This window comes from Chromobacterium haemolyticum, assembly GCF_009936155.1.
Taxonomy (GTDB): Bacteria; Pseudomonadota; Gammaproteobacteria; order Burkholderiales; family Chromobacteriaceae; genus Chromobacterium; species Chromobacterium haemolyticum.
In genome coordinates this window covers 249,778-272,513 of record NZ_AP019312.1, presented here as the reverse complement: position 1 = coordinate 272,513, position 22,736 = coordinate 249,778, and the positions used below count along the sequence as shown (strand labels likewise).

The 22,736-nt window shown below is 63.8% G+C and carries 19 protein-coding genes; 10 read left to right on the top strand and 9 right to left on the bottom strand.

Features of this window, described 5'->3' with window-relative positions:
* Positions 1–82 precede the first annotated feature (82 nt).
* The 3 genes from gatB to gatC form a co-directional block, all read right to left on the bottom strand.
* On the bottom strand, positions 83–1,510 hold the full coding sequence (gene gatB, locus GYH29_RS01205; RefSeq protein ID WP_161523073.1) for an Asp-tRNA(Asn)/Glu-tRNA(Gln) amidotransferase subunit GatB: 1,428 nt from the start codon (positions 1,508–1,510) through the stop codon (positions 83–85).
* A 166-nt stretch (positions 1,511–1,676) separates the two neighbouring features.
* Entirely contained in the window at positions 1,677–3,128 is a 1,452-nt protein-coding gene (gene gatA / locus GYH29_RS01200) for an Asp-tRNA(Asn)/Glu-tRNA(Gln) amidotransferase subunit GatA (RefSeq protein WP_161523072.1), read from the bottom strand.
* A 112-nt stretch (positions 3,129–3,240) separates the two neighbouring features.
* On the bottom strand, positions 3,241–3,528 hold the full coding sequence (gene gatC / locus GYH29_RS01195) for an Asp-tRNA(Asn)/Glu-tRNA(Gln) amidotransferase subunit GatC (protein ID WP_043592439.1): 288 nt from the start codon (positions 3,526–3,528) through the stop codon (positions 3,241–3,243).
* Between the two features lie 366 nt (positions 3,529–3,894).
* On the opposite strand from gatC, the gene GYH29_RS01190 reads away from it, so the two are divergent.
* The 6 genes from GYH29_RS01190 (at position 3,895) to GYH29_RS01165 (ending at position 12,578) form a co-directional block, all read left to right on the top strand.
* Positions 3,895–4,938 (top strand): rod shape-determining protein, encoded by a 1,044-nt coding sequence (locus GYH29_RS01190; RefSeq protein ID WP_043592385.1) that lies wholly within the window; start codon positions 3,895–3,897, stop codon positions 4,936–4,938.
* A 139-nt stretch (positions 4,939–5,077) separates the two neighbouring features.
* The gene (gene mreC / locus GYH29_RS01185; protein ID WP_081574416.1) at positions 5,078–5,983 is read left to right on the top strand and encodes a rod shape-determining protein MreC; all 906 of its coding nucleotides are present in this window, start codon (positions 5,078–5,080) and stop codon (positions 5,981–5,983) included.
* 6 nt (positions 5,984–5,989) lie between these two features.
* The gene (gene mreD / locus GYH29_RS01180) at positions 5,990–6,493 is read left to right on the top strand and encodes a rod shape-determining protein MreD (RefSeq protein ID WP_019101651.1); all 504 of its coding nucleotides are present in this window, start codon (positions 5,990–5,992) and stop codon (positions 6,491–6,493) included.
* 15 nt (positions 6,494–6,508) lie between these two features.
* Positions 6,509–8,449, top strand: coding sequence for a penicillin-binding protein 2 (gene mrdA, locus GYH29_RS01175; protein ID WP_081574417.1), 1,941 nt, complete (start codon positions 6,509–6,511; stop codon positions 8,447–8,449).
* Positions 8,430–9,524: a rod shape-determining protein RodA gene (gene rodA / locus GYH29_RS01170; protein WP_019103926.1), complete on the top strand. Its 1,095-nt coding sequence runs from the start codon at positions 8,430–8,432 to the stop codon at positions 9,522–9,524. The genes mrdA and rodA overlap by 20 nt, the downstream gene beginning before the upstream one ends.
* A 318-nt stretch (positions 9,525–9,842) precedes the next feature.
* Positions 9,843–12,578, top strand: coding sequence for a M16 family metallopeptidase (locus GYH29_RS01165; RefSeq protein ID WP_161523071.1), 2,736 nt, complete (start codon positions 9,843–9,845; stop codon positions 12,576–12,578).
* 22 nt (positions 12,579–12,600) lie between these two features.
* Here the strand turns inward: GYH29_RS01165 and dinB are convergent, their stop codons facing one another.
* From dinB to GYH29_RS01150, 3 genes are all read right to left on the bottom strand, one after another.
* Positions 12,601–13,758: a DNA polymerase IV gene (gene dinB, locus GYH29_RS01160; RefSeq protein WP_019103924.1), complete on the bottom strand. Its 1,158-nt coding sequence runs from the start codon at positions 13,756–13,758 to the stop codon at positions 12,601–12,603.
* Between the two features lie 13 nt (positions 13,759–13,771).
* On the bottom strand, positions 13,772–14,077 hold the full coding sequence (locus tag GYH29_RS01155) for a SelT/SelW/SelH family protein (protein WP_043592389.1): 306 nt from the start codon (positions 14,075–14,077) through the stop codon (positions 13,772–13,774).
* Between the two features lie 332 nt (positions 14,078–14,409).
* The gene (locus GYH29_RS01150; protein ID WP_161523070.1) at positions 14,410–14,883 is read right to left on the bottom strand and encodes a copper chaperone PCu(A)C; all 474 of its coding nucleotides are present in this window, start codon (positions 14,881–14,883) and stop codon (positions 14,410–14,412) included.
* Between the two features lie 176 nt (positions 14,884–15,059).
* On the opposite strand from GYH29_RS01150, the gene GYH29_RS01145 reads away from it, so the two are divergent.
* The 4 genes from GYH29_RS01145 (at position 15,060) to GYH29_RS01130 (ending at position 17,700) form a co-directional block, all read left to right on the top strand.
* On the top strand, positions 15,060–15,704 hold the full coding sequence (locus tag GYH29_RS01145) for a MarC family NAAT transporter (RefSeq protein WP_019103921.1): 645 nt from the start codon (positions 15,060–15,062) through the stop codon (positions 15,702–15,704).
* Between the two features lie 21 nt (positions 15,705–15,725).
* The gene (locus GYH29_RS01140) at positions 15,726–16,559 is read left to right on the top strand and encodes an AraC family transcriptional regulator (RefSeq protein ID WP_161523069.1); all 834 of its coding nucleotides are present in this window, start codon (positions 15,726–15,728) and stop codon (positions 16,557–16,559) included.
* Between the two features lie 128 nt (positions 16,560–16,687).
* Positions 16,688–17,392: an AzlC family ABC transporter permease gene (locus GYH29_RS01135; protein ID WP_161523068.1), complete on the top strand. Its 705-nt coding sequence runs from the start codon at positions 16,688–16,690 to the stop codon at positions 17,390–17,392.
* Entirely contained in the window at positions 17,389–17,700 is a 312-nt protein-coding gene (locus GYH29_RS01130) for an AzlD domain-containing protein (RefSeq protein WP_161523067.1), read from the top strand. Before GYH29_RS01135 ends, GYH29_RS01130 begins: the two co-directional genes overlap by 4 nt.
* Before the next feature lie 86 nt (positions 17,701–17,786).
* Here GYH29_RS01130 and GYH29_RS01125 read toward each other — a convergent pair whose 3' ends face one another.
* The 3 genes from GYH29_RS01125 to GYH29_RS01115 all read right to left on the bottom strand — a co-directional run bounded on the left by GYH29_RS01125 (position 17,787) and on the right by GYH29_RS01115 (position 22,423).
* Positions 17,787–19,100: a sodium-dependent transporter gene (locus GYH29_RS01125; protein WP_161523066.1), complete on the bottom strand. Its 1,314-nt coding sequence runs from the start codon at positions 19,098–19,100 to the stop codon at positions 17,787–17,789.
* Positions 19,101–19,316: 216 nt separating this feature from the next.
* Positions 19,317–20,693: an amino acid permease gene (locus GYH29_RS01120; protein ID WP_043592393.1), complete on the bottom strand. Its 1,377-nt coding sequence runs from the start codon at positions 20,691–20,693 to the stop codon at positions 19,317–19,319.
* Positions 20,694–21,046: 353 nt separating this feature from the next.
* Positions 21,047–22,423: an amino acid permease gene (locus tag GYH29_RS01115; RefSeq protein ID WP_052052110.1), complete on the bottom strand. Its 1,377-nt coding sequence runs from the start codon at positions 22,421–22,423 to the stop codon at positions 21,047–21,049.
* Positions 22,424–22,736: the final 313 nt, after the last annotated feature.

Here is a 22,736-nt window from a genome sequence, read left to right as displayed (position 1 = left end):
TGCAAGACCACTTGCCGCGCCGCAACACAAAAACAGGACGGCGGCGCCACATTCGGCGCCGCCGTCCCGGAGTTCCGCCGGATTAGGCCAGCTTCTGTCGCAGAATATCCTGCACCTGGGCCGGGTTGGCCTTGCCCTTGGAAGCCTTCATCACCTGACCGGCCAAGGCGTTGAGCGCCTTTTCCTTGCCGGCGCGGAATTCTTCCACCGCCTTGGGATTGGCGGCGATCGCTTCTTCCACCATCTTCTCGATGGCGCCGACGTCGGACACCTGCTTCAGGCCGTCGCGCTCGATGATGTCGTCGGCGGAGAGTTCGCTGTCCCACAAGGCGTCGAACACCTGCTTGGCCAGCTTGCTGGACAAGGTGTTGTCGGCGATGCGCGCGATCAGGCCGGACAGACGCTCGGCCGAAATCGGGCAATCGGCGATCTCCTTGCCGTCGCGGTTCAGCCGCGCGGCGATCTCGCCATTGATCCAGTTGGCGGCCAGCTTGCCCTGACCGGAGGCCTTGGCCGCGGCTTCGAAGTACTGAGCCAGGGCCAGGCTGGAAGTCAGCAGCGCTGCGTCGTAGGCGGACACGCCGTAGGTCTCGGCCAAACGGACTTGCATCGCCGCCGGCAGCTCCGGCATCTCACCGCGGATGCGGGCGATCTGCTCGTCGGAAATACGCACCGGCAGCAGGTCCGGGTCCGGGAAGTAGCGGTAATCATGCGCGTCTTCCTTGCTGCGCATCATCCGGGTCTCGCCGGTATCCGGGTCGAACAGCACGGTGGCCTGCTGCACTTTGCCGCCGTCTTCCAGGGTGTCGATCTGCCACTGGATTTCGTACTTGGCGGCCTGCTCCAGGAAGCGGAAGGAGTTAAGGTTCTTGATCTCGCGGCGGGTGCCGAATTCCTTCTGCCCCTCCGGGCGCACCGACACGTTGACGTCCATGCGGAAGCTGCCTTCCTGCATATTGCCGTCGCAGATGCCCAGCCAGGTCACCAGCGCGTACAGCGCCTTGACATAGGCCAACGCCTCGTCCACCGAGCGCATGTCCGGTTCGGACACTACTTCCAGCAGCGGCGTGCCGGCGCGGTTGAGGTCGATGCCGGACAGGCCATGGAAGTCTTCGTGCAGGCTCTTGCCAGCGTCCTCTTCCATATGGGCGCGAGTCACGCCTATCACCTTCTCTTGCTCGCCCACCAGGATTTTCAGCTGGCCGTGCTCAACAATAGGCAGGTCCATCTGGCTGATCTGGTAGCCCTTGGGGAGGTCCGGATAGAAGTAGTTCTTGCGCGCGAACACGTTTTTCTGGTTGATCTTGGCGTTCAGCGCCAAGCCCAGGCGGATGGCCTTGTCCACCACGGCCTTGTTCAGCACCGGCAACACGCCGGGGAAGGCCAGTTCCACCGCGGAGGCCTGAGTGTTCGGCTCGGCGCCGAAGGCGGTGCTGGAGCCGGAGAAAATCTTGGAGACGGTATTGAGCTGCACATGCACCTCGATACCGATGACGACTTCCCATTTCATGGTCGGAAAATCCTTTTTGATGCCAGGACGGAGCTAAAACGCCGCCCTCGTAAACGTAAACTTAGCCGGCCTGCGAGCGGCGCTTGAAGACAAGGCGCGCGCAAGCAGTACATTTAAGTACGGCAAGCGCGCCCAACGTCGTATTCGCGTTGCGCAGCGGCTGGCTTCACAGCACCGGCGCGCGGCTATGCCAATCGGTGGCCAACTGGAACTGATGCGCGACGTTCAACATCTTCGCTTCGCCGAAGTAATTGCCGATGATCTGCAAGCCGATAGGGCGGCCATTGGCGCTGAAGCCGGCTGGCACGCTCATGCCCGGCAGACCGGCCAGGTTCACCGACAGCGTGTAGATGTCGGACAGATACATCTGCACCGGATCGTCGTTCATCGCGCCGATGTCGAAGGCCGCGGTCGGCGCCACCGGCCCCAGAATCACGTCGCACTGCTCGAAGGCGGCCTTGAAATCGTTGGCGATCAGACGGCGGATCTTCTGGGCCTTGAGGTAATAGGCGTCGTAATAGCCGTGCGACAGCACATAGCTGCCCACCAGGATGCGGCGCTTGACCTCGCTGCCGAACCCTTCGGCGCGGGTCTTCTCGTACATGTCCACCAGGTCCTTGTACTCGGCGGCGCGATGACCGTAGCGCACGCCGTCGTAGCGCGACAAATTGGTCGAGGCCTCGGCCGGCGCGATCACGTAGTAAGCCGGAATGGACAGCTCGGTATTGGGCAGGCTGATTTCCACCACCTGCGCGCCCTGCTTCTTCAACACCGCCACCGCCTCGTCCACGGCGCGCGCCACGTCGGCGCTCAGGCCGGCGGCGAAGTATTCGCGCGGCAGGCCCACTTTGAGGCCGGCCAGCGGCTGGTTCAGATCGCGGGCGTAGTCTTCGCGGGCGCGTTCCAGGCTGGTGGAGTCGCGTTGGTCGAAGCCGGCCATCACATTCAACATCAACGCGCAGTCCTCGGCGGTCTGCGCGATCGGGCCGCCCTGGTCCAGCGAGGAGGCGTAGGCCACCATGCCGTATCGGGACACCACGCCGTAAGTCGGCTTGATGCCGGTAACGCCGCAATGGGAAGCCGGCTGGCGGATGGAGCCGCCGGTGTCGGTGGCGGTGGCCACCGGCGTCAGCCGCGCGGCCACGGCGGCGGCGGAACCGCCGGAACTGCCGCCCGGCACCGCCTTCTGGTCCCAGGGATTTTTCACGGCGCCGTAGAAGGAGTTCTCGTTGGACGAACCCATCGCGAACTCGTCCATATTGGCGCGCCCCAGCGTCACCAGGCCGGCGGCCTGGCATTGCTCAACCACGTGAGCGCTGTAAGGCGACACGAAGTTGTCCAGCATCTTGGAGCCGCAGCTGGTTCTCCAGCCCTGCTGACAGAACAGATCTTTGTGGATGATGGGCACGCCGGTCAGCGCATGGGCGTCGCCGGCGGCGATGCGCGCGTCGGCGGCCGCGGCTTCGGCCAGGGTCTTGGCCCGGTCGACGGTGACCAGCGCGTTGAGCGCCGGGTTCAGCGCCTCGATCCGATCCAGATATTGGGTGGCCAGCTCAACGCTGGAGACTTCCTTGGCCGCCAGCTGCCGCGACAGTTGCTTTAAAGTAGACTGTGTCATTTCAAATGGAATCTTTAGCTATCCGGGAATGGCGCCGCCGTCCTTTCAGACAGCGACCGGCGCCGGCCTCCCGCGCGGGAGGGAACCTAAACCGGCGCAGGCAATCAGAGCATCACTCGATGACCTTGGGAACCAGGAACAAGCCCTTTTCCACTTGCGGGGCCACGGCCTGGAAAGCTTCGCGCTGATTGGTTTCGGTAACGATATCTTCGCGCAAACGCAAAGAGACATCCTGCGGATGGGCCATCGGCTCGATGCCGTCGGTGTTCACCGCTTGCATCTGTTCGATCAGGCCAAAAATATTATTGAGTTGCTTGCTTGTCGCGGCAATTTCCGCTTCATTGACATTGATGCGGGCAAGCTTGGCAATTCGTGCGACATCCTGATGCGTCAGCGACATGGTGTCCTCGTTCAAAACCTTTAATATTTCAAGCGTTATAGGGTATCATAGCCCGCTTGATTCTCCCAAGATCGACATCACGCCACGGCGTTATTTCGGCAGCGCTTTCACCGCGCGGCCGACAGGCGGCAAGCCGCCGCGCCGGGGCCGGATCGTGCAGGCCTCATCAACCCGACACAGCGTCGGAAAATGATGCGCAAGGCCAGCCGGGCGAAGCCGCTTAGCCGGTGTCGCCCAGTGGGCGCCAAGCGTCGTTTTGCCACGCGGCGGGTAGACTCGGGTCGTACGAGTAGACAACAAACAACAGATTAAACGCGGACGCGACGGCGCGTCCGCCACATGACGAAAACTGACCAGGATCGCCCAATGTTTCGTTCGCTGACCGGATACTTCTCCAACGACCTCGCCATTGACCTTGGCACAGCCAACACCCTCATCTACATGCGCGCCAAAGGCATCGTGCTGGACGAGCCCTCGGTTGTCGCCATTCACAGCGACGCGCCCACCAACAAGAAATCCATCCTGGCCGTGGGCCTGGAAGCCAAACGCATGCTGGGCCGCACCCCGGGCAGCATCCAGGCGATCCGCCCGATGAAGGACGGCGTAATCGCCGACTTCACCGTCACCGAACAGATGCTCAAGCAGTTCATCAAGAAGGTGAACCCCAACCGCTTCTTCGCCGCCAGCCCCCGCATCGTGATCTGCGTGCCCTGCGGCTCCACCCAGGTGGAGCGCAAGGCGATCCGCGACTCGGCGCTGGCCGCCGGCGCGCGCCGCGTGGAACTGATCGAAGAGCCGATGGCGGCCGCCATCGGCGCCGGCCTGCCGGTTGAGGAACCCACCGGTTCCATGGTGGTGGACATCGGCGGCGGCACCACCGAAGTCGGCGTGATTTCGCTGGGCGGCGTGGTGTATTCCAACTCCGTCCGCGTCGGCGGCGACAAGTTCGACGAAGCCATCATCAACTACATCCGCCGCAACTACGGCATGCTGATCGGTGAAACCACCGCCGAAGAAATCAAGAAGACCATCGGCTCCGCCTTCCCGGGCGCCGAGGTGCGCGAAATGGAAGTCAAGGGCCGCAACCTGGCCGAAGGCATTCCGCGCGCCTTCACCGTGTCGTCCAACGAAATCCTGGAAGCGCTGACCGAACCCTTGAACCAGATCGTGTCCGCGGTGAAGATCGCGCTGGAACAAACTCCGCCGGAACTGGGCGCCGACATCGCCGACAAGGGCATGGTGCTGACCGGCGGCGGCGCGCTGCTGAAAGACATCGACCGCCTGCTGGCCGAAGAAACCGGCCTGCCGGTGTTCGTGGCCGAAGAACCGCTGACCTGCGTGGTGCGCGGCTCCGGCAAGGCGCTGGAGAAAATGGACAAGATTGGCACTATTTTCACCAACGTCCCTTAAACCGGAACGGCCGCCGTCCGCCTGAGCCCGGCTCCGGCGGCGGCGGCCGCTCGTAAAGCAAGCGATGATGGCGGGCGCGCGGCAAGCGCGCCCGTTTTTGAAGCACAGCGCCCCGTGTCAAGGGGCGAGGTCTGAGCCGATGGACTTTGCCAACACCCCCAGCTTTTTCCGCTCCGGGCCGCCGCCCGGCGCGCGCTTGGCCATGGCCGTGGCCGCCTCGGTGGCGCTCCTGGTCGGCGACAGCTATTTCGGCCTGATGGAACAGGCGCGCGAAGCCACTTCGCTGGCGCTCTACCCCGTACAGCGCGCGGTGAACATGCCCGCGCAGGCGATGCGCCACGTCAGCGACTTTCTCAGCTCCCAAACTGAACTGAAACAGGAAAACACCGCCTTGCGCGTGCGCCAGCTGGAAATGTCGGCGCAACTGTCGCGGCTGCAAACCCTGCAACGGGAACTGGACGAAGTGCGCAAGCTAAACGGCATCAAGTCCAGCTATCACCAACAGGCGCAGATGGCCGAAACGCTGTATACCGGCCGCGATCCGTTTTCCTACAAAATCATCATCGACAAAGGCAGCGACGCCAACCTGAAGGCCGGCCAGCCGGTCGTGGACGCCACCGGCCTGCTAGGCCAAGTCACCCGGGTGCAGCCGCTGACCGCGGAAGTCACTCTGGTCATAGACAAGAACCAGATGGTGCCGGTCATGGTGGCCCGCACCGGCCAGCGCGCCATCCTGTACGGCTACGGCGGCGGCGTGGAAATCCGCTATCTGCCGCAAAGCGCCGACATCAAGGACGGCGATCACATCGTCACGTCCGGAGTGGACGGCGTTTATCCCGCCGGCATCCCGGTGGCCCGCGTGACCCGGGTGGAGCGAAACCAAGGCGCCACCTTCGCACGCATCGCCACCGCGCCGCTAGCCGGCGTGCAGCAAACCCGCTACATGCTGGTGCTGGGCGAAAAGCAGGCGCCGCCGCGCCCGCCGGAACCGGCCCCCATCGTCAAAAAGAGCAGGGGCGGCAAGAAAGCCGCCGCCGAGGAGTAAGCCCCGATGACGTTCGAGCGCCCCAAGGAACTGCTCAAACCGGTGAAGCGCCGCTTCATCCTGTTCACCTTCATCTTCGCCGTCCTGATCGAACTGATCCCGCTGCCGCACGGCAGCACGCGCTGGCTGCCGGATTTCATCGGCATGCTGATTCTGTACTGGGTGATCAACCAGCCGCGCCGGGTCAATATCGGCACCGCCTTCTTGCTGGGCCTGGTGGCAGACATCTCCACCGCGGGATTGTTCGGCCAGCACGCGCTGGCCTATTCGATCACAGCCTATCTGGCCTTGGCGCGCCAGCGCCAGGTGGTGATGTTCAACCTGGGCCAGCAAACGCTGGTGGTGCTGGGCCTGTTGCTGACCAACCAGATCATCATGGTGGTGGTGCGCATGCTCACCGGCTCCGCCTTCGTCGGCTGGGGTTACTTCCTGCCGCCCTTGATCGGCGCCCTGCTATGGCCGTTGCTGACCAAGCTGATGCTGATGCCCTACCGCCACAACGCGGTGTAGCGCCGCGGACCGTCCATGCCTCAACCCACCCGTTTCAAGAACCCGCAGGCCGAAGACAGCCAGTTCCAGCTGCGCTTGATCGTCGCTTACGCGTTGATCGTGCTGATGTTTCTGGTATTGCTCACGCGTTTCATCTGGCTGCAAGTGCTGCAGCACGAACACTTTTCCACGCTGGCTCAGAACAACCGCATTTCGCTGGTGCCCATCCTGCCCAACCGCGGCCTGATTTTGGACCGCAACGGCGTGGTGCTGGCGCAGAACTACTCCGCCTACACGCTGGAGCTGACGCCCAGCAAGATCCCGGACCTGGCCGCCACCGAGGCCGAGCTGCGCAAGTTGGTGGAGATCACCCCGCGTGACGAGCGCCAGTTCAAACGCCTGCTGACTGAAAGCAAAAACTTCGAATCCATCCCGCTGAAAACCAAGCTCAGCGAGGAAGAGGCCGCTCGGGTCGCCGCCCAGGCCTGGCGCTTCCCTGGCGTGGAAGTCAAGGCGCGGCTGTTCCGCGACTATCCGTTCAAGGAAATGACCAGCCATGTGCTCGGCTACATCGGCCGCATCAACCAGCGCGACAAGGAGCGGCTGGAAGAGGAAGAAAAAACCGCCAATTACAAGGGCTCCAACTACATAGGCAAGACCGGTCTGGAAGCGGTGTACGAGGACGACCTGCACGGCAAAGTCGGCTTCGAGGAGGTGGAAACCGACTCCGGCGGCCGCGCGGTGCGTTCGCTGCGCCGCACGCCGCCGGTCAACGGCAATACCCTGAAGCTGGCGCTGGACATCCGCCTGCAGGAAATGGCGGACAAATTGTTCGGCAACCGCCGCGGCGCGCTGGTGGCGATAGAGCCGTCCACCGGCGGCGTGCTCGCCTTCCTGTCCAAGCCGGGCTTCGACCCCAATCTGTTCATCGACGGCATCGACACCCAGACCTGGACCAATCTGAACAACGACTGGCAGAAGCCGATGATCAACCGCGCGCTGCGCGGCACCTACCCGCCCGGCTCCACCTTCAAGCCCTTCATGGCGATGGCGGCGCTGGAGAACCACGCCATCGGCATGCGCGACATCCGCCCGGCGCCCGGCTACTTCACCCTGCCCGGCTCCAGCCACCAGTTCCGCGACAGCAAGAAGGCCGGCAACGGCATGATCAATCTGCAGCGCGCGATCGAAGTCTCCAGCGACACCTTCTTCTACAAGCTGGCCTGGGACATGGGCATAGACAAGATCCACCCTGCGCTGGCGCAGTTCGGCCTGGGCAGCAAGAGCGGCATCGACCTGGACGGCGAGTCCATCGGCGTGCTGCCGTCCAAGGAATGGAAGGCGCGCCGCTTCTCCCGCTACAAAGAGGAATTCCGCCGCTGGTATCCGGCCGACGTGGTCAGCATCGGCATCGGCCAGGGCTTCAACGCCTACACCCCGCTGCAAATGGCCAACGCCACCGCCATCCTCGCCAACGACGGCCAGGTGTTCAAGCCACACCTGGTGCAGCAAGTGGTGGACACCCGCAGCGGCAAGGCGCGCATCATCGAACCGATGCCCATCCGCCAGATTCCGTTCAAGCAGGAAAACTTCGAATACGTGAAGCGCGGCATGGAGGGCGTGATGACGCGCGGCACCGGCGCGCGGCTGGGCGTGGGCCTGCAGTACTCGATGGCGGGCAAGACCGGCACCGCCCAAGTCGTGCAAATCAAACAAGGCGCCAAGTACAACGCCTCCGCCCTGGCCGAGCAATACCGCGACCACAGTTGGTTCATCGCCTTCGCCCCGGTGGACAAGCCCCGCATCGCCGTGGCGGTGATCGTGGAGAACGCCGGCTTCGGCGCCGCCGCCGCCGCGCCCATCGTGCGCGCGCTGTTCGATTACTACTTGCTGGGCAAGGTGCCGAAAGACATCGAAGGCACACTGAAGACCATGCCCACCGACACCGCCAACGACAATGCAGACCTCTCTAATTAAACGCGTCTGGCAACAGATCCAAGAACCGCTGGACGGCTGGCTGATGCTGTTCCTGGGCATGATCTTCGTGGTCAGCATGGTGCTGCTGTATTCGGCCAACAACCAGTCCTTCGACAAGATAGACAACAAGCTGATCTACACCAGCCTGTCGCTGATCATCATGTGGATCATCGCCCGCATGCGGCCGCAAAGCATCATGAACTTCGCGCCGCCCATCTACGGGCTGGGCGTGCTGCTGCTGCTGGCCGTCCACTTCAAGGGCGTCACCGTCAACGGCTCCACCCGCTGGCTGGAACTGGGCATTACCCGCATCCAGCCGTCCGAGATCATGAAGATCGCGTTGCCGATGATGCTGGCCTGGTTCTTCCAGAAATACGAACTATCAATGCGCTGGTGGCACTACCTGGTGGCCGCCTTGCTGATGGCCGTGCCCAGCGCGCTGGTGCTGAAGCAGCCGGATCTGGGCACCACGCTGCTGATCGCCGCCGCCGGCCTGTTCGTGCTTTTCTTCGCCGGCCTGCCCTGGAAAGTGATCTTCGCCGGCATCGGCCTGGGCGCCGCCAGCCTGCCCATCGTCTGGAACCTGCTGCACGACTACCAGCGCCGCCGGGTGCTGACCATGATAGACCCCACCACCGACCCGCTGGGCGACGGCTACCACATCATCCAGTCCATGATCGCCATCGGCTCCGGCGGCCCCTGGGGCAAAGGCTGGCTCAACGGCACTCAGACCCACCTCGATTACATCCCGGAGCGGACCACGGACTTCATCTTCGCCGTGTACTCGGAGGAGTTCGGCCTGGCCGGCAATGTGCTTCTGCTGGTGCTCTATCTGCTGGTGCTCAGCCGCGCGATGATGATCACCGCCAGCGCGCAAACGCTGTACGGCCGGCTGATGGCCGGCTCCATCACTCTGTCCTTCTTCGTCTACGCCTTCGTCAACATGGGCATGGTGTCCGGCATCCTGCCCGTGGTGGGCGTGCCGCTGCCCTTCATGTCCTACGGAGGCACCGCCACCGTCACCTTGTTCGTCGGCATGGGCATGCTGATGAGCATCAGCAATCTAAAACGCTGAGAGCCTGTTTACGATCTGCTGCGCTTCGGCGATACGGCGTTGGAAATGACCTCAGAATGCTCATGTACCGTATGTACATTCCGCTTCTTCGGTCATTTCCGCCTTGTCTCGCTCTTGCTCGCGAGATCGTAAACAGGCTCTGAGTTCCATGGCGGGAACCAATGCCCCGCCGCGGCGGCCTACCCCTGTTTGCCCCAGACTTACGTCATGCCCGGAAGGTTTCCGACTTGACGAACGCAGGCAAAATCGCAAGCCTATAGCATTCCGGCGCCATCGCACGCCGCCATCCCGCATTCATGCCAGAGGAAACGCCACCGCATGCGCATCAAGATCCTGAGCCTGCTGCTCGCCCTGTCCCTGGGCCACGCCCTGCCGGCCATCGCCGCCGAACCCGTCGTCGCCAGCCAAAGCCAGCTGCAAGCCTACACCAGCGTGGAAGGCGTCACCGAATACCGGCTGCCCAACGGCCTGCGCGTCCTGCTGGCGCCGGACGCCTCCAAGCCCACCACCACCGTCAACATCACCTATCTGGTGGGCAGCCGTCACGAAAGCTACGGCGAAACCGGCATGGCCCACTTGCTGGAACACATGCTGTTCAAGGGCACGCCCAGCAGCGGCAATCTGATGCAGGAACTGGGCAAGCGCGGCATGCAGTTCAACGGCACCACCTTCCTGGATCGCACCAACTACTACGAAACCTTCCCGGCCAACGACGAAAACCTTCGCTGGGCGCTGGAGATGGAAGCAGACCGCATGGTCAACAGCAAGATCGCCAGTAGCGATCTGGACACCGAGTTCTCGGTGGTGCGCAATGAAATGGAGATGGGGGAAAACAATCCCCGCCGCGTGCTGTGGAAGCAGATGACCGCGGTCAGCTACGATTGGCACAACTACGGCCACAACACCATAGGCGCGCGCTCGGACGTGGAAAAGGTCCGCATCGACAATCTGCAGGCCTTCTACCGCAAGTACTACCAGCCGGACAACGCGGTGCTGATGATCAGCGGCAAGTTCGACCCGGCGGCGACGCTGGCCGTCGTCCGGCAGGCCTTCGGCAAGATCGCCAAGCCGCAGCGCCAGCTGACGCCCACCTGGACCGAGGAGCCGCAGCGCGACGGCGCGCGCGAACTGACGGTGGAGCGCGTCGGCGACACCCAACTGGCCGCCGTGCTGTACCCGATCTCCGCTGGCAGCCACCCGGACGCGGCCGCCCTCCTCGTGTTGGCCGACATCCTGGCCAGCACCCCCAACGGCCGGCTGTATCAGGCGCTGGTGGGCGGAAAGAAAGCTGTCGGCGTCGAGGCCTGGCCGTTCGCGCTGGCCGAACCCGGCTACATCATCTTCTGGGCAGAGCTGAACAAGGGCCAAAAACTGGCCGACGCGCGCCAGGCGCTGCTCGCCGCCATCGAAGGCTTCAAGAGCAAGCCGGTGACCGAGGCCGAACTCAAGCGCGCCAAGACCAGCCTGCTCAACGACATCGACAAGACCCTGAACGATCCGCAGCAGCTGGCGGTGGAGATGTCCGAGGCCATCGCCAAGGGCGACTGGCGCCTGTTCTTCCTGACCCGCGACCGCATCGAGGCGCTGAGCGTCAAGGACGTGGAGCGGGCCGCCGAAAACTACTTCAAGCCGTCCAACCGCACCTACGGCCAGTTCGTGCCCACCGCCAAGCCGGACCGCAGTGTGATCCCGGCCACGCCGGACGTGGCCAAGCTGGTGGACGGCTACAAGGGCCGCGCCGCGATCAGCCAGGGCGAGGCCTTCGATCCCAGCCCGGCCAATATCGACGCCCGCACCGAGAAAACCACGCTCGCCAACGGCGCCAAGCTGGCGCTGCTGTCCAAGAAGACCCGCGGCGAAACCGTCAACGGCAGTTTCAGCTTCGCCTTCGGCGACGAGAAAAGCCTGTTCGGCCGCGGCGCCGTGCCCAGCCTCGCCGCCGACATGCTGGAACGCGGCAGCGGCAAGCTCAGCCGCGCCGAAATCAGCAATCGCCTGGATCAGCTGAAAGCCAAGCTCAGCGTTTCCGGCTCTGGTCAGGAAGTCAGCGTGGATTTTGAAACCACCCGCGCCCATCTGCCGGCGCTGCTGGACCTGATCGCCGGCCTGCTCAAGCAGCCCAGCTTCCCGGAACACGAGTTCGAGCTGCTGCGCAAGGAAGAACTGACCGCCATCGACGCCCAGCGCAATGAGCCGCAGGCCATGGCCACTCAGGCCGTGGGCCAGGCGCTCAACATCTATCGCAAGGGCGATCTGCGCTACCGCCCGACGCTGGACGAGGCCGCCGCCGAGCTGAAAGCCGCCAAGCTGGACGAGCTCAAGCGCTTCCACCGCCAGTTCTACGGCGCCAACCACGCCCGCTTCGCCCTGGTCGGCGACTTCGACGCCAAGGCCACGCAAAGCCAGCTGCAAAAATTGTTCAGCGGCTGGAACAGCCCTGTGCCGTACAGCCGCGCGCCCAGCTTGCTGCCGCCGACCAAGCCGGGCCAACAACAACTGCATGCCAAGGACAAAGCCAACGCCTTCTACCTGGCCACCGCGCCGTTGGCGATGCAGGACAGCGACGCCGACTACCCGGCAATGCTGGTCGCCAACAAGATCCTGGGCGGCGGCGTCAAATCGCGACTGCTGGACCGCCTGCGCCAGAAGGACGGCATCAGCTACTACGCCGGCAGCCAGTTCAAGGCCGGCAGCTTCGAGCCGGTGGCCAGCCTGAGCCTGGTGGCCATCTACGCGCCGCAGAACCTGGACAAGCTGAAACAGGGGGTGGCCGAGGAGCTGACGCGCTTCATCCGCGACGGCGTCAACGCCACCGAGCTGGCCGACGCCAAGAAGGCGCTGCAACAGGAAAGGGAAATCGCCCGCGCTCAGGACGGCGCGCTGAGCGGCGCGCTGGACGGCCAGTTGCAGATCGGCCGCGGCATGGAGTTCAACGCCAAGGTGGATGCCGCCATCGCCGCGCTGACGGTGGAGCAGGTCAACGCCGCGCTGCGCAAACACATCAACCCGGCCCAACTGCTCCAGGTCTACGCCGGCGACTTCAAGCGCCCCTGATCCGGCCTTGCGCCGGCTGGCCTCAGCTGTTCTGCGGGGGCTGGTCGGCGTCTATCATAGGCGGCTCCGCCTCGCCCGCGGCAGCGTCCGCCGGCTGGTCCGGCAGCGGACGGCCGTCGCGGCCGAACAGGCGCAACTGACGCGGCAGGTCGTGCTCGTCCGCCAGCTTGACGCCGACGCCCACCAAGCGCACCGGCCGCCGGCCGCGCTCGAAGCCCACCCGCAGCAACTCCCCGAAACGCGCCGGCGACAACTGTCCGCCGGTGTGCTCCACCGTGGTCTGGCTGAAATCGTCGAACTTGAGCTTGACCGACAAGCCCTTGAACGCGGGATTGCCGCTGCGCGCGATGCGCGCGCTCAGCCGGTCTATCAGCTCCGGCAGCTTGGATAGACAGGCGGCGGCGTCGGGCAGGTCCACCGCGTAGGTCTCCTCAACGCTGATCGATTTGCGGCTGCGGTCAGTGGACACCGGCCGCGGATCCACTCCACGCGCCAACTCGTAGAGGCGCTCGCCGAAACGGCCGAAGTGGCGCAGCAGATCGGCCAGCTCCCAGGCCAGCATGTCGCCGCAGCGCCGGATGCCCAATTCGTTCAGCCGCTGCGCAGTGACCCGGCCCACGCCGTGTATCTTCTCCACCGGCAGCGCGGCAACGAAGCCGGCCACATCCTGCGGCCGGATCAGGAACTGCCCGTCCGGCTTGTTCCAGTCGCTGGCCACCTTGGCCAGGAATTTATTCGGCGCGATGCCGGCCGAGGCGGTGATGCCCACCTCCTCGCGAATCTGGCGGCGAATCGCCTCCGCCATCCGCGTGGCGCTGCCCTGCTCGTGCGGCTGGCCGCTCACATCCAGATAGGCTTCGTCCAGCGACAAGGGTTCGATCAAGGGCGTGTAGCGCTCGTAGATGCGCATGATCTGCTGGCTGGCCTCGCGGTAGCGCGCCATGTCCGGCGGCAGGATCAGCAGATCGGGACACAGGCGCAGCGCGCGCGCCGACGACATCGCCGAGCGCACGCCGTAGCGGCGCGCGATGTAATTGCAGGTGGCGATGACGCCGCGGCTCTCCGGCCGGCCGCCCACCGCCAGCGGCAAGGGCCGCAAGGCGGGGTCGTCGCGCATCTCGATGGCGGCGTAGAAACAATCGCAATCGACGTGGATGATTTTGCGCTGCGGCTCGCTCATGGCGATGCTTGAATCAGGAGACGGCGCCGTCGCTATGGCCCAGCGAACGCTGCGGCGCCACCCGGTCGCGCACCCGCTGCTTCAGCAGCTTGATGTCGGGGAAGCCACCGTCGGCCTTGCGGTCCCACAACAGCTCGCCGTCCAGCTCCACGCGGAACACGCCGCCGCTGCCGGGCTGCAAGGCTACTTCAGCCAATTCCTTCTCGAAGGTGGTCAGCAGCTCCTGCGCCATCCAGGCGGCGCGCAGCAGCCAGCGGCATCCGGTGCAGTACTCAATGCTCAGGCGCGGAGTTTTGGCGGGGGGGATAGAAGATGTCATGCGGGAAAACGCGGTCGGCTACAGGATGGCTGACAGCATAACAGTATAGAAGGGGGCATGGAGGGGAAAGGAACTGCCGGCGTCCCTGGATTTTGTTGTGTGCGGGCGCAAGCGCCCGCTCCTCCATCGTTTCTCTCTTTGTGCAGACTTGGCGTGTGACCTTTGGTCAGGGAGCCGGCAGTGGCAATGACGTCTTGTTCGCAACACATTCCCGAGGCCAAGTCTGCCCAGTCGCCGGCACCCGGTAAAGCATTTACTCCAGAGCGCGCCGATTGCTGCGCTGCACGATGTAACTTCGGCGCAACGTTACCGGTAGCATCGCCCCCTGCTTCTCAATGCGCGTGTTCGGCCGGCGCGGCGGCGGCGACGCCGTCTTCCACCGCCACATCCACGGTCACGCTGCCGGCCTTCTCGAAACGCAGGGTCAGCGGGAAATGATCACCAGCGCGCAGCGGCTGTTTCAGGCCCATCAGCATCACGTGATAGCTGCCGGGCGCGAACTTGACCTGCTGGCCGGCCGCCACTTCCACGCCGCCGGCCACTTCGCGCATGCGCATCACGCCCTTGTCGTTGATGTGGGTGTGCAGCTCGGCCTTGGCCGCGCGCGGCGTGCTGGCCGACAGCAGCTTGTCGGCGGTCTTGCCCTGATTGTTCAACGACAGATAAACACCGCCGGTGGGGCTGCTTTCCGGCATTGCCCGGCTCCACGGATGGCCGATCTTGATATCGCCCAGCTTGAATTCGTGCGCCATCGCGCCGGCGCTCAGCAGGCACAGGCACAGCAACGCGCTCAATGTCTTTCGCATAATGGACTCCTTGGGTTTGGGGCACTCTAGCACAGCCCTTATGGACCGCCGTGCGGCATAATGCCACAGCCAATGTCATGTCGCGCGCGCGCCGTAGAATTTCCCTTGTCACCGGCCCGCGGCCTCAGGCAGACTGCGTCCATTCCTTGTAATGTTCGCTTCATCAGCGTAGTGCCATGCTCAAGACGTTGTCGCTCCAATTCCTGTTCGGCGGGCTACTCAGCCTGATCACCATCACTAACCCGCTATCCAAAATTCCGCTGTTCATCACCCTGACCCGCGAAATGACGGACTCTGCGCGCGACAATCAGGCGCGCCGCGCCTGCGTGTTCGCCGCCGCCATCATGGTGGTCAGCCTGCTGGCCGGCAACGTGATCATGTCGGCCTTCGGCATCTCCTACGGCGCGCTGCGCATTTCCGGCGGCTTCGTCGTCGCCGTGCTCGGCTACCGCATGCTGTTCCTGTCTCAGGACCCGGGCAACGCGCCCAAGACCGGCGAACGCGAGGATTACGCCTTCTTCCCGCTGGCCATGCCCGGCATCAGCGGCCCCGGCACCATCGCCGTGGTCATCGGCATTTCCACCGAGATCGCCGAACTCTCCACGCTGCCGGCCAAGGCACTGGCCTTCGCGATGACCTTCGCCGCCATCGGCGGCACCTGCTTCGGCATGTGGCTGACGCTGAAATCCTCACAGCTGATCGCCCAACGCCTGGGTCGCGGCGGTCGCGAGGTGATGACGCGGCTGATGGGCTTTTTGCTGATCTGCATCGGCGTGCAGTTTGTCGGTTCCGGCATCCGCACCTTCATGGCCGGCTCCTGAGACCGGCCGCGACGCCTAGCCATGCTCCCTCAGGCGTCCGACCGTTCCGACTTCTTCCGCGCCGACGACATCGGCGCTTTGGAATGCCTGGATGCCAGCTACGCTCAGCGCGTGTTTCCACCGCATTTTCATGAAGAGTATGTGGTCAACACCCTGACCCTGGGCGCGCAGTCCTACCGCCACCGCGGCGGCACCCACCGCGCCGGCGTCGGCGCGCTGGTGCTGATCAACCCCGGCGAAGTGCATACCGGCGAAACCGCCGACGCGCGCGGCTGGGCTTACCGCGGCTTCTACCCGTCCGCCGATTTCCTGCAGCGGCTGGCCGCCGACATCAACGGCGACGCCCACGCCCGGCCCTATTTTCGCGACACCGTGGTGTTGGACGCGCCGTTGGCCGCCGGCATGGATCAGTTGCATCGCCTGCTGCGCGACAGCCAGGACCGGCTGCTGCGCGAATCGGCCTTGCAGCGAATGTTCGGCGCGGTGCTGCAACGCCATATGCAAGTGCGCGACCAGACCCAGGCCGCCGCGCCGCGCGCGGTGGAGCTGGCGCGGCAGATGCTGGCCGACGCGATCAGCGACAACCTGTCGCTGCAGGCGCTGGCGGCGGCGGCCCAGCTCTCCCCCTGGCAGCTGTGCCGCCAGTTCCGCCAGCATTTCGGCCTGCCGCCGGTGGCCTGGCGCAATCAATTGCGCGTCAACCGCGCGCGCCAGCTATTGGCTCAGGGCCAAACGCCCGGCGCGGTGGCGCTCAGCCTGGGCTTCGCCGACCAGGCCCACCTGACCCGCGCCTTCCGCCACACCGTGGGCCTGGCACCGGCGGCCTATCAGCGCGCGCTGGGCCTGCGCCGCTGAGCGCCTGTTCCCGCTAGCCCGCGCAAACGCCCTGTCACACCGCAAGCCCGTCCTGCAAAATCGTTCAAGACGACGGCTGGTTTCGGCTGCATGATGAATGGACTTCGTTTCCGCAAGGACCCGTTCCAATGACGAGCCCCACCCCCGCCGCCTGGGCGCTGCAAGGCGCGCGCGACAGCCTGCCCATGCTGATAGGCGCCGCGCCCTTCGGCGTGATCTTCGGCACCCTGGCCATCGCCGCCGGCCTCAGCCCGCTGACAACCCAAGCCATGTCCCTGCTGGTTTTCGCCGGCTCCTCGCAATTCATCGCCGTCAGCCTGGTGGCGGCCGGCGCCGCGCTGCCGGTGCTGTGGCTGACCACCTTCGTGGTCAATCTTCGCCACGCGCTGTACAGCGCCACCCTGCTGCCTTACGCGCGGCAATGGCCGCTGGCCTGGCGCTGGCCGCTGGCGTTCTGGCTCACAGACGAAACCTTCGCCGTGGTCGAGCACCGCTTCCGCACCCTGGGCGCGGCCGGCGGCCAGTGGTATTGGCTGGGCTCTTCGCTGGCGATGTACGGCAACTGGCAGGCATGGACGCTGGCCGGCGTGCTGCTGGGACGTTCAGTGCCGGGGCTGGCGCAACTGGGGCTGGACTTCGCCATGGTGGCCACCTTCGCCGCCATCGTCGCGCCGCAATTGAAAAAACGGCCCACGCTGGCGGCCGCGACAGTAGCCGGCCTGACCGCGCTGTTGGCGCGCGGCCTCCCCTACAAACTGGATCTGATGCTGGCGGCGCTGCTGGGCGTCGGCGCCGGATTCTTGCTGGAAGGCAAGCGCAAGGAGGCGGCATGAATCATTGGTGGATGATACTCGGCATGCTGGCGGCCACCTTGCTGATCCGCGCCAGCTTCCTGGTATTCGGTCAGCGGCTGGCTTTCCCGGACTGGCTGAACCGCGCGCTGCACTATGTGCCGGCGGCGGTGCTGTCGGCGCTGGTGGCGCCGATGGCCCTGGCTCCCGCCGGACACATCGACCTGTCGCTGGGCAACGCCTACCTGATCGGCACCTTGGTTGCCGTCGCGGTGGCGTGGAAAAACGGCAAGACTCTGCTCGCCATTGTGGTCAGCTTCATCGTCTACGGCTTGCTGCGCTGGCTCTAAGAACCCGTTCGGAGCCAGCGTGAGCCGCTTTGCGGCGCGCGGCCGGCAATGGGCAGCGGGCCGCGGGCCGCGCGCGGAACCTCGGCTCAGATATTGTAGACCAGCACCAAGCTGATCAGGACCGGAGCCGCCCAGCAATAAATAAAGCGCACGCCGGAGGCCAAGGCGCTGGGCAATTTCAACTCGGCTCGCATGGTCGGCCAGATCACCCAGCCGGCGAAGCAGGCGGTGCCGATGCCGCCCAGCGGCAGCAGGATGTTGGACGCGGTGTAGTCCATCAGCTCGAACACATTGCGGCCGAAAAACTTCCAACCCGCCAGCGGCCCAAAGGACAACGCCGCCGGCACCCCGGCGCAAAACACCAGCAGACAAATGAGCAGCGTCGCCTTGCGTCGGCCGACGCCCCACTCATCGATGGGAAACACCGCCACCAACTCCAGCAGAGACACCGAAGAAGTCAGCGCCGCCATCAGCAGCAGCAGAAAGAAAGCCGCCGCCAAGCCTTGGCCGAAAGGCAGGTGGTTGAACACCACCGGCATGGTCATATAGGTCAGGCCCGGACCGGCCTGCGGATCCAGACCGAAAGCGTAGATCGCCGGGAAGATCATCAGGCCGGCCAGGACCGAGGTCAGCGTGGTCAGGCCGGTGACCCACAAAGCCGCGCCCGCCAATTTCGCGTCCCTGCCCAGGTAGGAACCGTAGGCGATCATGCAGCCGGCGCCCACCGACAAGGAGAAGAATGCCAAACCCAAGGCCTCCACCAGCATGCCCGGCGTCACTTTGGAGAAATCCGGCGTCAGCAGGGCCGCCACGCCGGCCTCCGCGCCCGGCAAGGTCAGCGAGCGCGCGATCAAGCCCAGCATCAGCAGGAACAATAGCGGCATCAACACCTTGCCCGCCCGCTCAATCCCCTTCTGCACCCCGCACATCACCACCAGCAAGGTCAGCCCGGTGAACAAGGCGTGAGTCAGCAGCGATTCGAAGGGGTCGGACACGTAATCGCCGAACAGCCGCGCCAGCGCCGCCGGGTCGTTGCTCATCACCCGGCCGTCGAGGGCGCGCAGCAGATAGCCCAGGGTCCAGCCGCCCACCACGCTGTAGAAGGAAAACACCAGGAAGCCGCACAACACGCCGGCGTAGCCCACCAGCTTCCAGCGGCGCGAGCCCAGCCGCGCGAACGCGCTCACCGCGCCGCAGGCCGCCGCGCGGCCGATGGCGATCTCGGCCATCAGCAAGGCGATGCCCAGGGTGAAGGTCAACAATAGATAGATCAGCAGAAACGCGCCGCCGCCGTTCATCGCGGTGACGTAGGGAAACTTCCAGATGGAGCCCAGACCGACCGTGGCGCCGGCCGAAGCCAGAATGAAACCGAGGCGGGAACCCCATTGCGTGCGAGACATGACAACTCCTGAGTCAGAACAATTTGCCGCCGCACGGGGTAAGGCTGGATACAACAAGGCCGCCCATGACGGCGGCCCGGAAAACAGATGCAAAAATCCCTGGCGCGCCGATTAGCTGCGCCACCACCACGATTTGGTCTGGAAAGGGATGATCTGCTTCATAAGGGCGTCAGCATGCCGGTTTCCGCCCCCGCGCGTCAAGCCCGGCATGCACGCTCACGCCTTGTCGACGGCCAAGCCCGTCGCGGACGGCCCCGTCCTCTTCAGCCGGAAACCCAGCCACAGCGCCAGCAACCAGGCCGGCAACACATACACCGACACCGCAATGCCCGGCGTGAACAACATCACGCCCAGAATCATCAGCATGAAGGCCAGACACAGCCAGTTGGCGAACGGATGCCACAGGGAGGCGAACACCAGCTTGCGGCCGCCCTGGGCGCGGCGGAACTTCAAATGCGTGAAGCTGATCATCGCCCAGTTGATCACCAGCGCGGTGACCACCAGCGACATCAACAGCGCCAGCGCGCCGTTGGGCAGCAGGTAATTGAGCACCACGCCGGCGAAAGTCGCCAGCGCCGAGAACAAAGTGGCGTTGACCGGCACCCCCCGCTTGTCCAGCTTGGCCATGCGCGTGGGCGCATTGCCCTGCTGAGCCAGGCTGAACAACATGCGGCTGGTGGCGTAGACGCCGCCGTTGTACACCGACAAGGCTGCGGTCAGCACCACGAAATTAAGCCCGTGCGCGGCGAAACCAGCCCCGATCTGCTCAAAAATCATCACAAAGGGGCTGCCGCCGGCAGCCACCTTGCTCCACGGATACAAAGACAGCAGCACCAACAGCGAGCCGATGTAAAAAATCAGCACGCGGTAGATCACCTGATTCACCGCCTTGGGGATAGTTTTCTGCGGGTCCTGGGTCTCCGCCGCCGCCATGCCTATCAGTTCCAGGCCGCCAAAGGAGAACATGATCACCGCCATCGTCATGAACAGGCCTCCGACGCCGTGCGGGAAGAAGCCGCCATCGCGCCACAGATTGCTCACCGAGGCCTGCGGACCGCCGTTTCCGGACAAGAGCAGATAGCCGCCGAACACGATCATCGCGATGACCGCGCCCACCTTGATCAGCGCGAACCAGAACTCCGTCTCGCCGTAATATTTGACGCTGCTCAGATTGACGCCGGTGATCACCGTGAAGAAGACCAGCGCGGTGACCCAAGTGGGCACATCCGGCCACCAGTAGCGCACGTATTCGCCGGCGGCCGTCAGTTCGGCCATGCCGGCCAGCACATACAGCGCCCAGTAATTCCAGCCGGACAGGAAGGCGGGAAACTTGCCCCAGTAGCGATCGGCGAAATGGCTGAGCGAGCCGGCCACCGGCTCCTCGACCAACATCTCGCCCAATTGGCGCATGATCAGGAAAATGATGAAGCCGGCGACGGCGTAGCCGAGAATCATCGCCGGTCCGGCCGCTTTCAACACGCTGGCCGAGCCCAGGAAGAGACCAGTGCCGATCGCGCCGCCCAGCGCGATCAACTGAATATGGCGGTTTTTCAGCTCGCGCTTCAAACCGGTGGAAGTGGGGGTAACGCTCACTTTGGCGCCTCCTGCTGATTGAGTGAATGGAACGGTATTGCTTCATCAATGCAGCAAGGCCCTTACCACTCAAAATTGGACAATAAGTCCAACAAAACCAGCAAGACATCCCTATTACATACATCAACTTCAAACAAACCACGACCAGATTAAACAAAACAAGACATAAGGTCAAAAAGCATTTCACTGCATTTAGCAAAGAATTGCCGACCAATGCTATAGCTTCAAATTATCGGACACTTTGTCCAAAAACATTTCAATGTCGGAGAAACCGGCGTAAAAGAGCAGGGCCGCCTGCTGAGGCGGCCCTGCCGATTACGGTCTCGCCAGAGCGGCGACCGATGAAGTCATCCTCAAGGCGTTTGACGCGCGGGCTCCGCCGCCGGTGTGCCCTTGGCGCGATAACCCACCCACAACAGCCCCAACCATATCGGCAACACATAGACCGATACCGCGGCACCCGGCGTCAGCAGCAGGATCAGCAAAATCATCGCCATGAAGGCCAGGCAGACCCAGTTGGTCAGCGGGAACCAGAAGGATTTGAACACCAGCTGTTCGCCGGCCTCGATCTTGGCGCGACGGAACTTCAAGTGCGTCAGACTGATCATCGCCCAGTTGGTCACCAAGGCGGCCACCACCAGCGACATCAAGATGCCCAATGCCTCGCCCGGCAACACATAGTTGAGGATCACGCAGGCGAAAGTCGCCGCCGCCGAAACCAGGATCGCCATCACCGGCACGCCGCGCTTGTCCACCTGCATCAAGGCCTTGGGCGCATTGCCTTGCTTGGCCAGCCCGTACAGCATGCGGCTATTGGCGTAGACGCTGCTGTTGTACACCGACAGCGCCGCGGTCAACACCACAAAGTTAAGCAGGTTGGCGGTGAGGCCGGAGCCAATCTGCTGGAAAATCATCACGAAAGGGCTGCCGCCGGACGCCACCTTGCTCCACGGATACAAGGACAGCAGCACCACCAGCGAACCGATGTAGAAGATCAGGATACGGTAAATCACCTGATTCACCGCCTTGGGGATGGTGGTGCGCGGATTGTCCGCCTCAGCCGCGGTCAAGCCAATCAGCTCCAAGCCGCCGAAGGAGAACATGATCACCGCCATCATCATGAACAAGCCGCCAAAGCCGTGCGGGAAGAAGCCGCCGTCGCTCCACAAATTGCTCACCGAGGCCTGCGGACCGCCGGTGCCCGTCAGCAGCAGATAGCCGCCAAACAGAATCATCGCGATCACCGCCACCACCTTGATCAAGGCGAACCAAAACTCCGCTTCGCCGTAAACTTTGACGTTGGCCAGGTTGATGCCGTTGATACAGACGAAGAACACCAGCGCTGACACCCAGGTCGGCACATGGGGCCACCAGTACTGGACATAGGCGCCTACGGCGGTGAGCTCGGCCATGCTGACCAGGATGTACAACACCCAGTAGTTCCAGCCGGACAAGAAGCCGGCGAAATCGCCCCAGTAACGATAGGCGAAGTGGCTGAACGAGCCGGCCACCGGCTCCTGTGCCACCATTTCGCCCAGTTGGCGCATGATCATGAAGGCGATCAGGCCGGCGATGGCGTAGCCCAGAATCATCGACGGGCCGGCGGCTTTCAGCACGCTGGCCGAACCGAGGAACAGGCCGGTGCCGACCGCGCCGCCCAGCGCGATCAATTGTATGTGGCGGTTTTTCAAGCCGCGTTTCAAACCGGCTTCGGTGGAGATATCAGTCAAGGCTGCCCCCTCAAATCATCATTTTCCAGCAACATTAATACCAACAGCATGACAATTCAGGCAAGCCGCGTCGTTCCTGTTGCAAACATCGACAAGCTGAACATTAAGCACCTAAGCGCAGACTGAGTCAAACGACGACATTGGATTTTTATGCCTCGATCACGTCATATATTGAATACAATGAAATTAAATTCGATTATTTAAACAAATACTTTGCTCAAATTGCTCAACAAGCTACAGACTACTGCAAATTTCTGCCACGCGCCCTCTCCTCCGCCCTTATCAGTACAATGACACATAAGCAAGCGTTTGC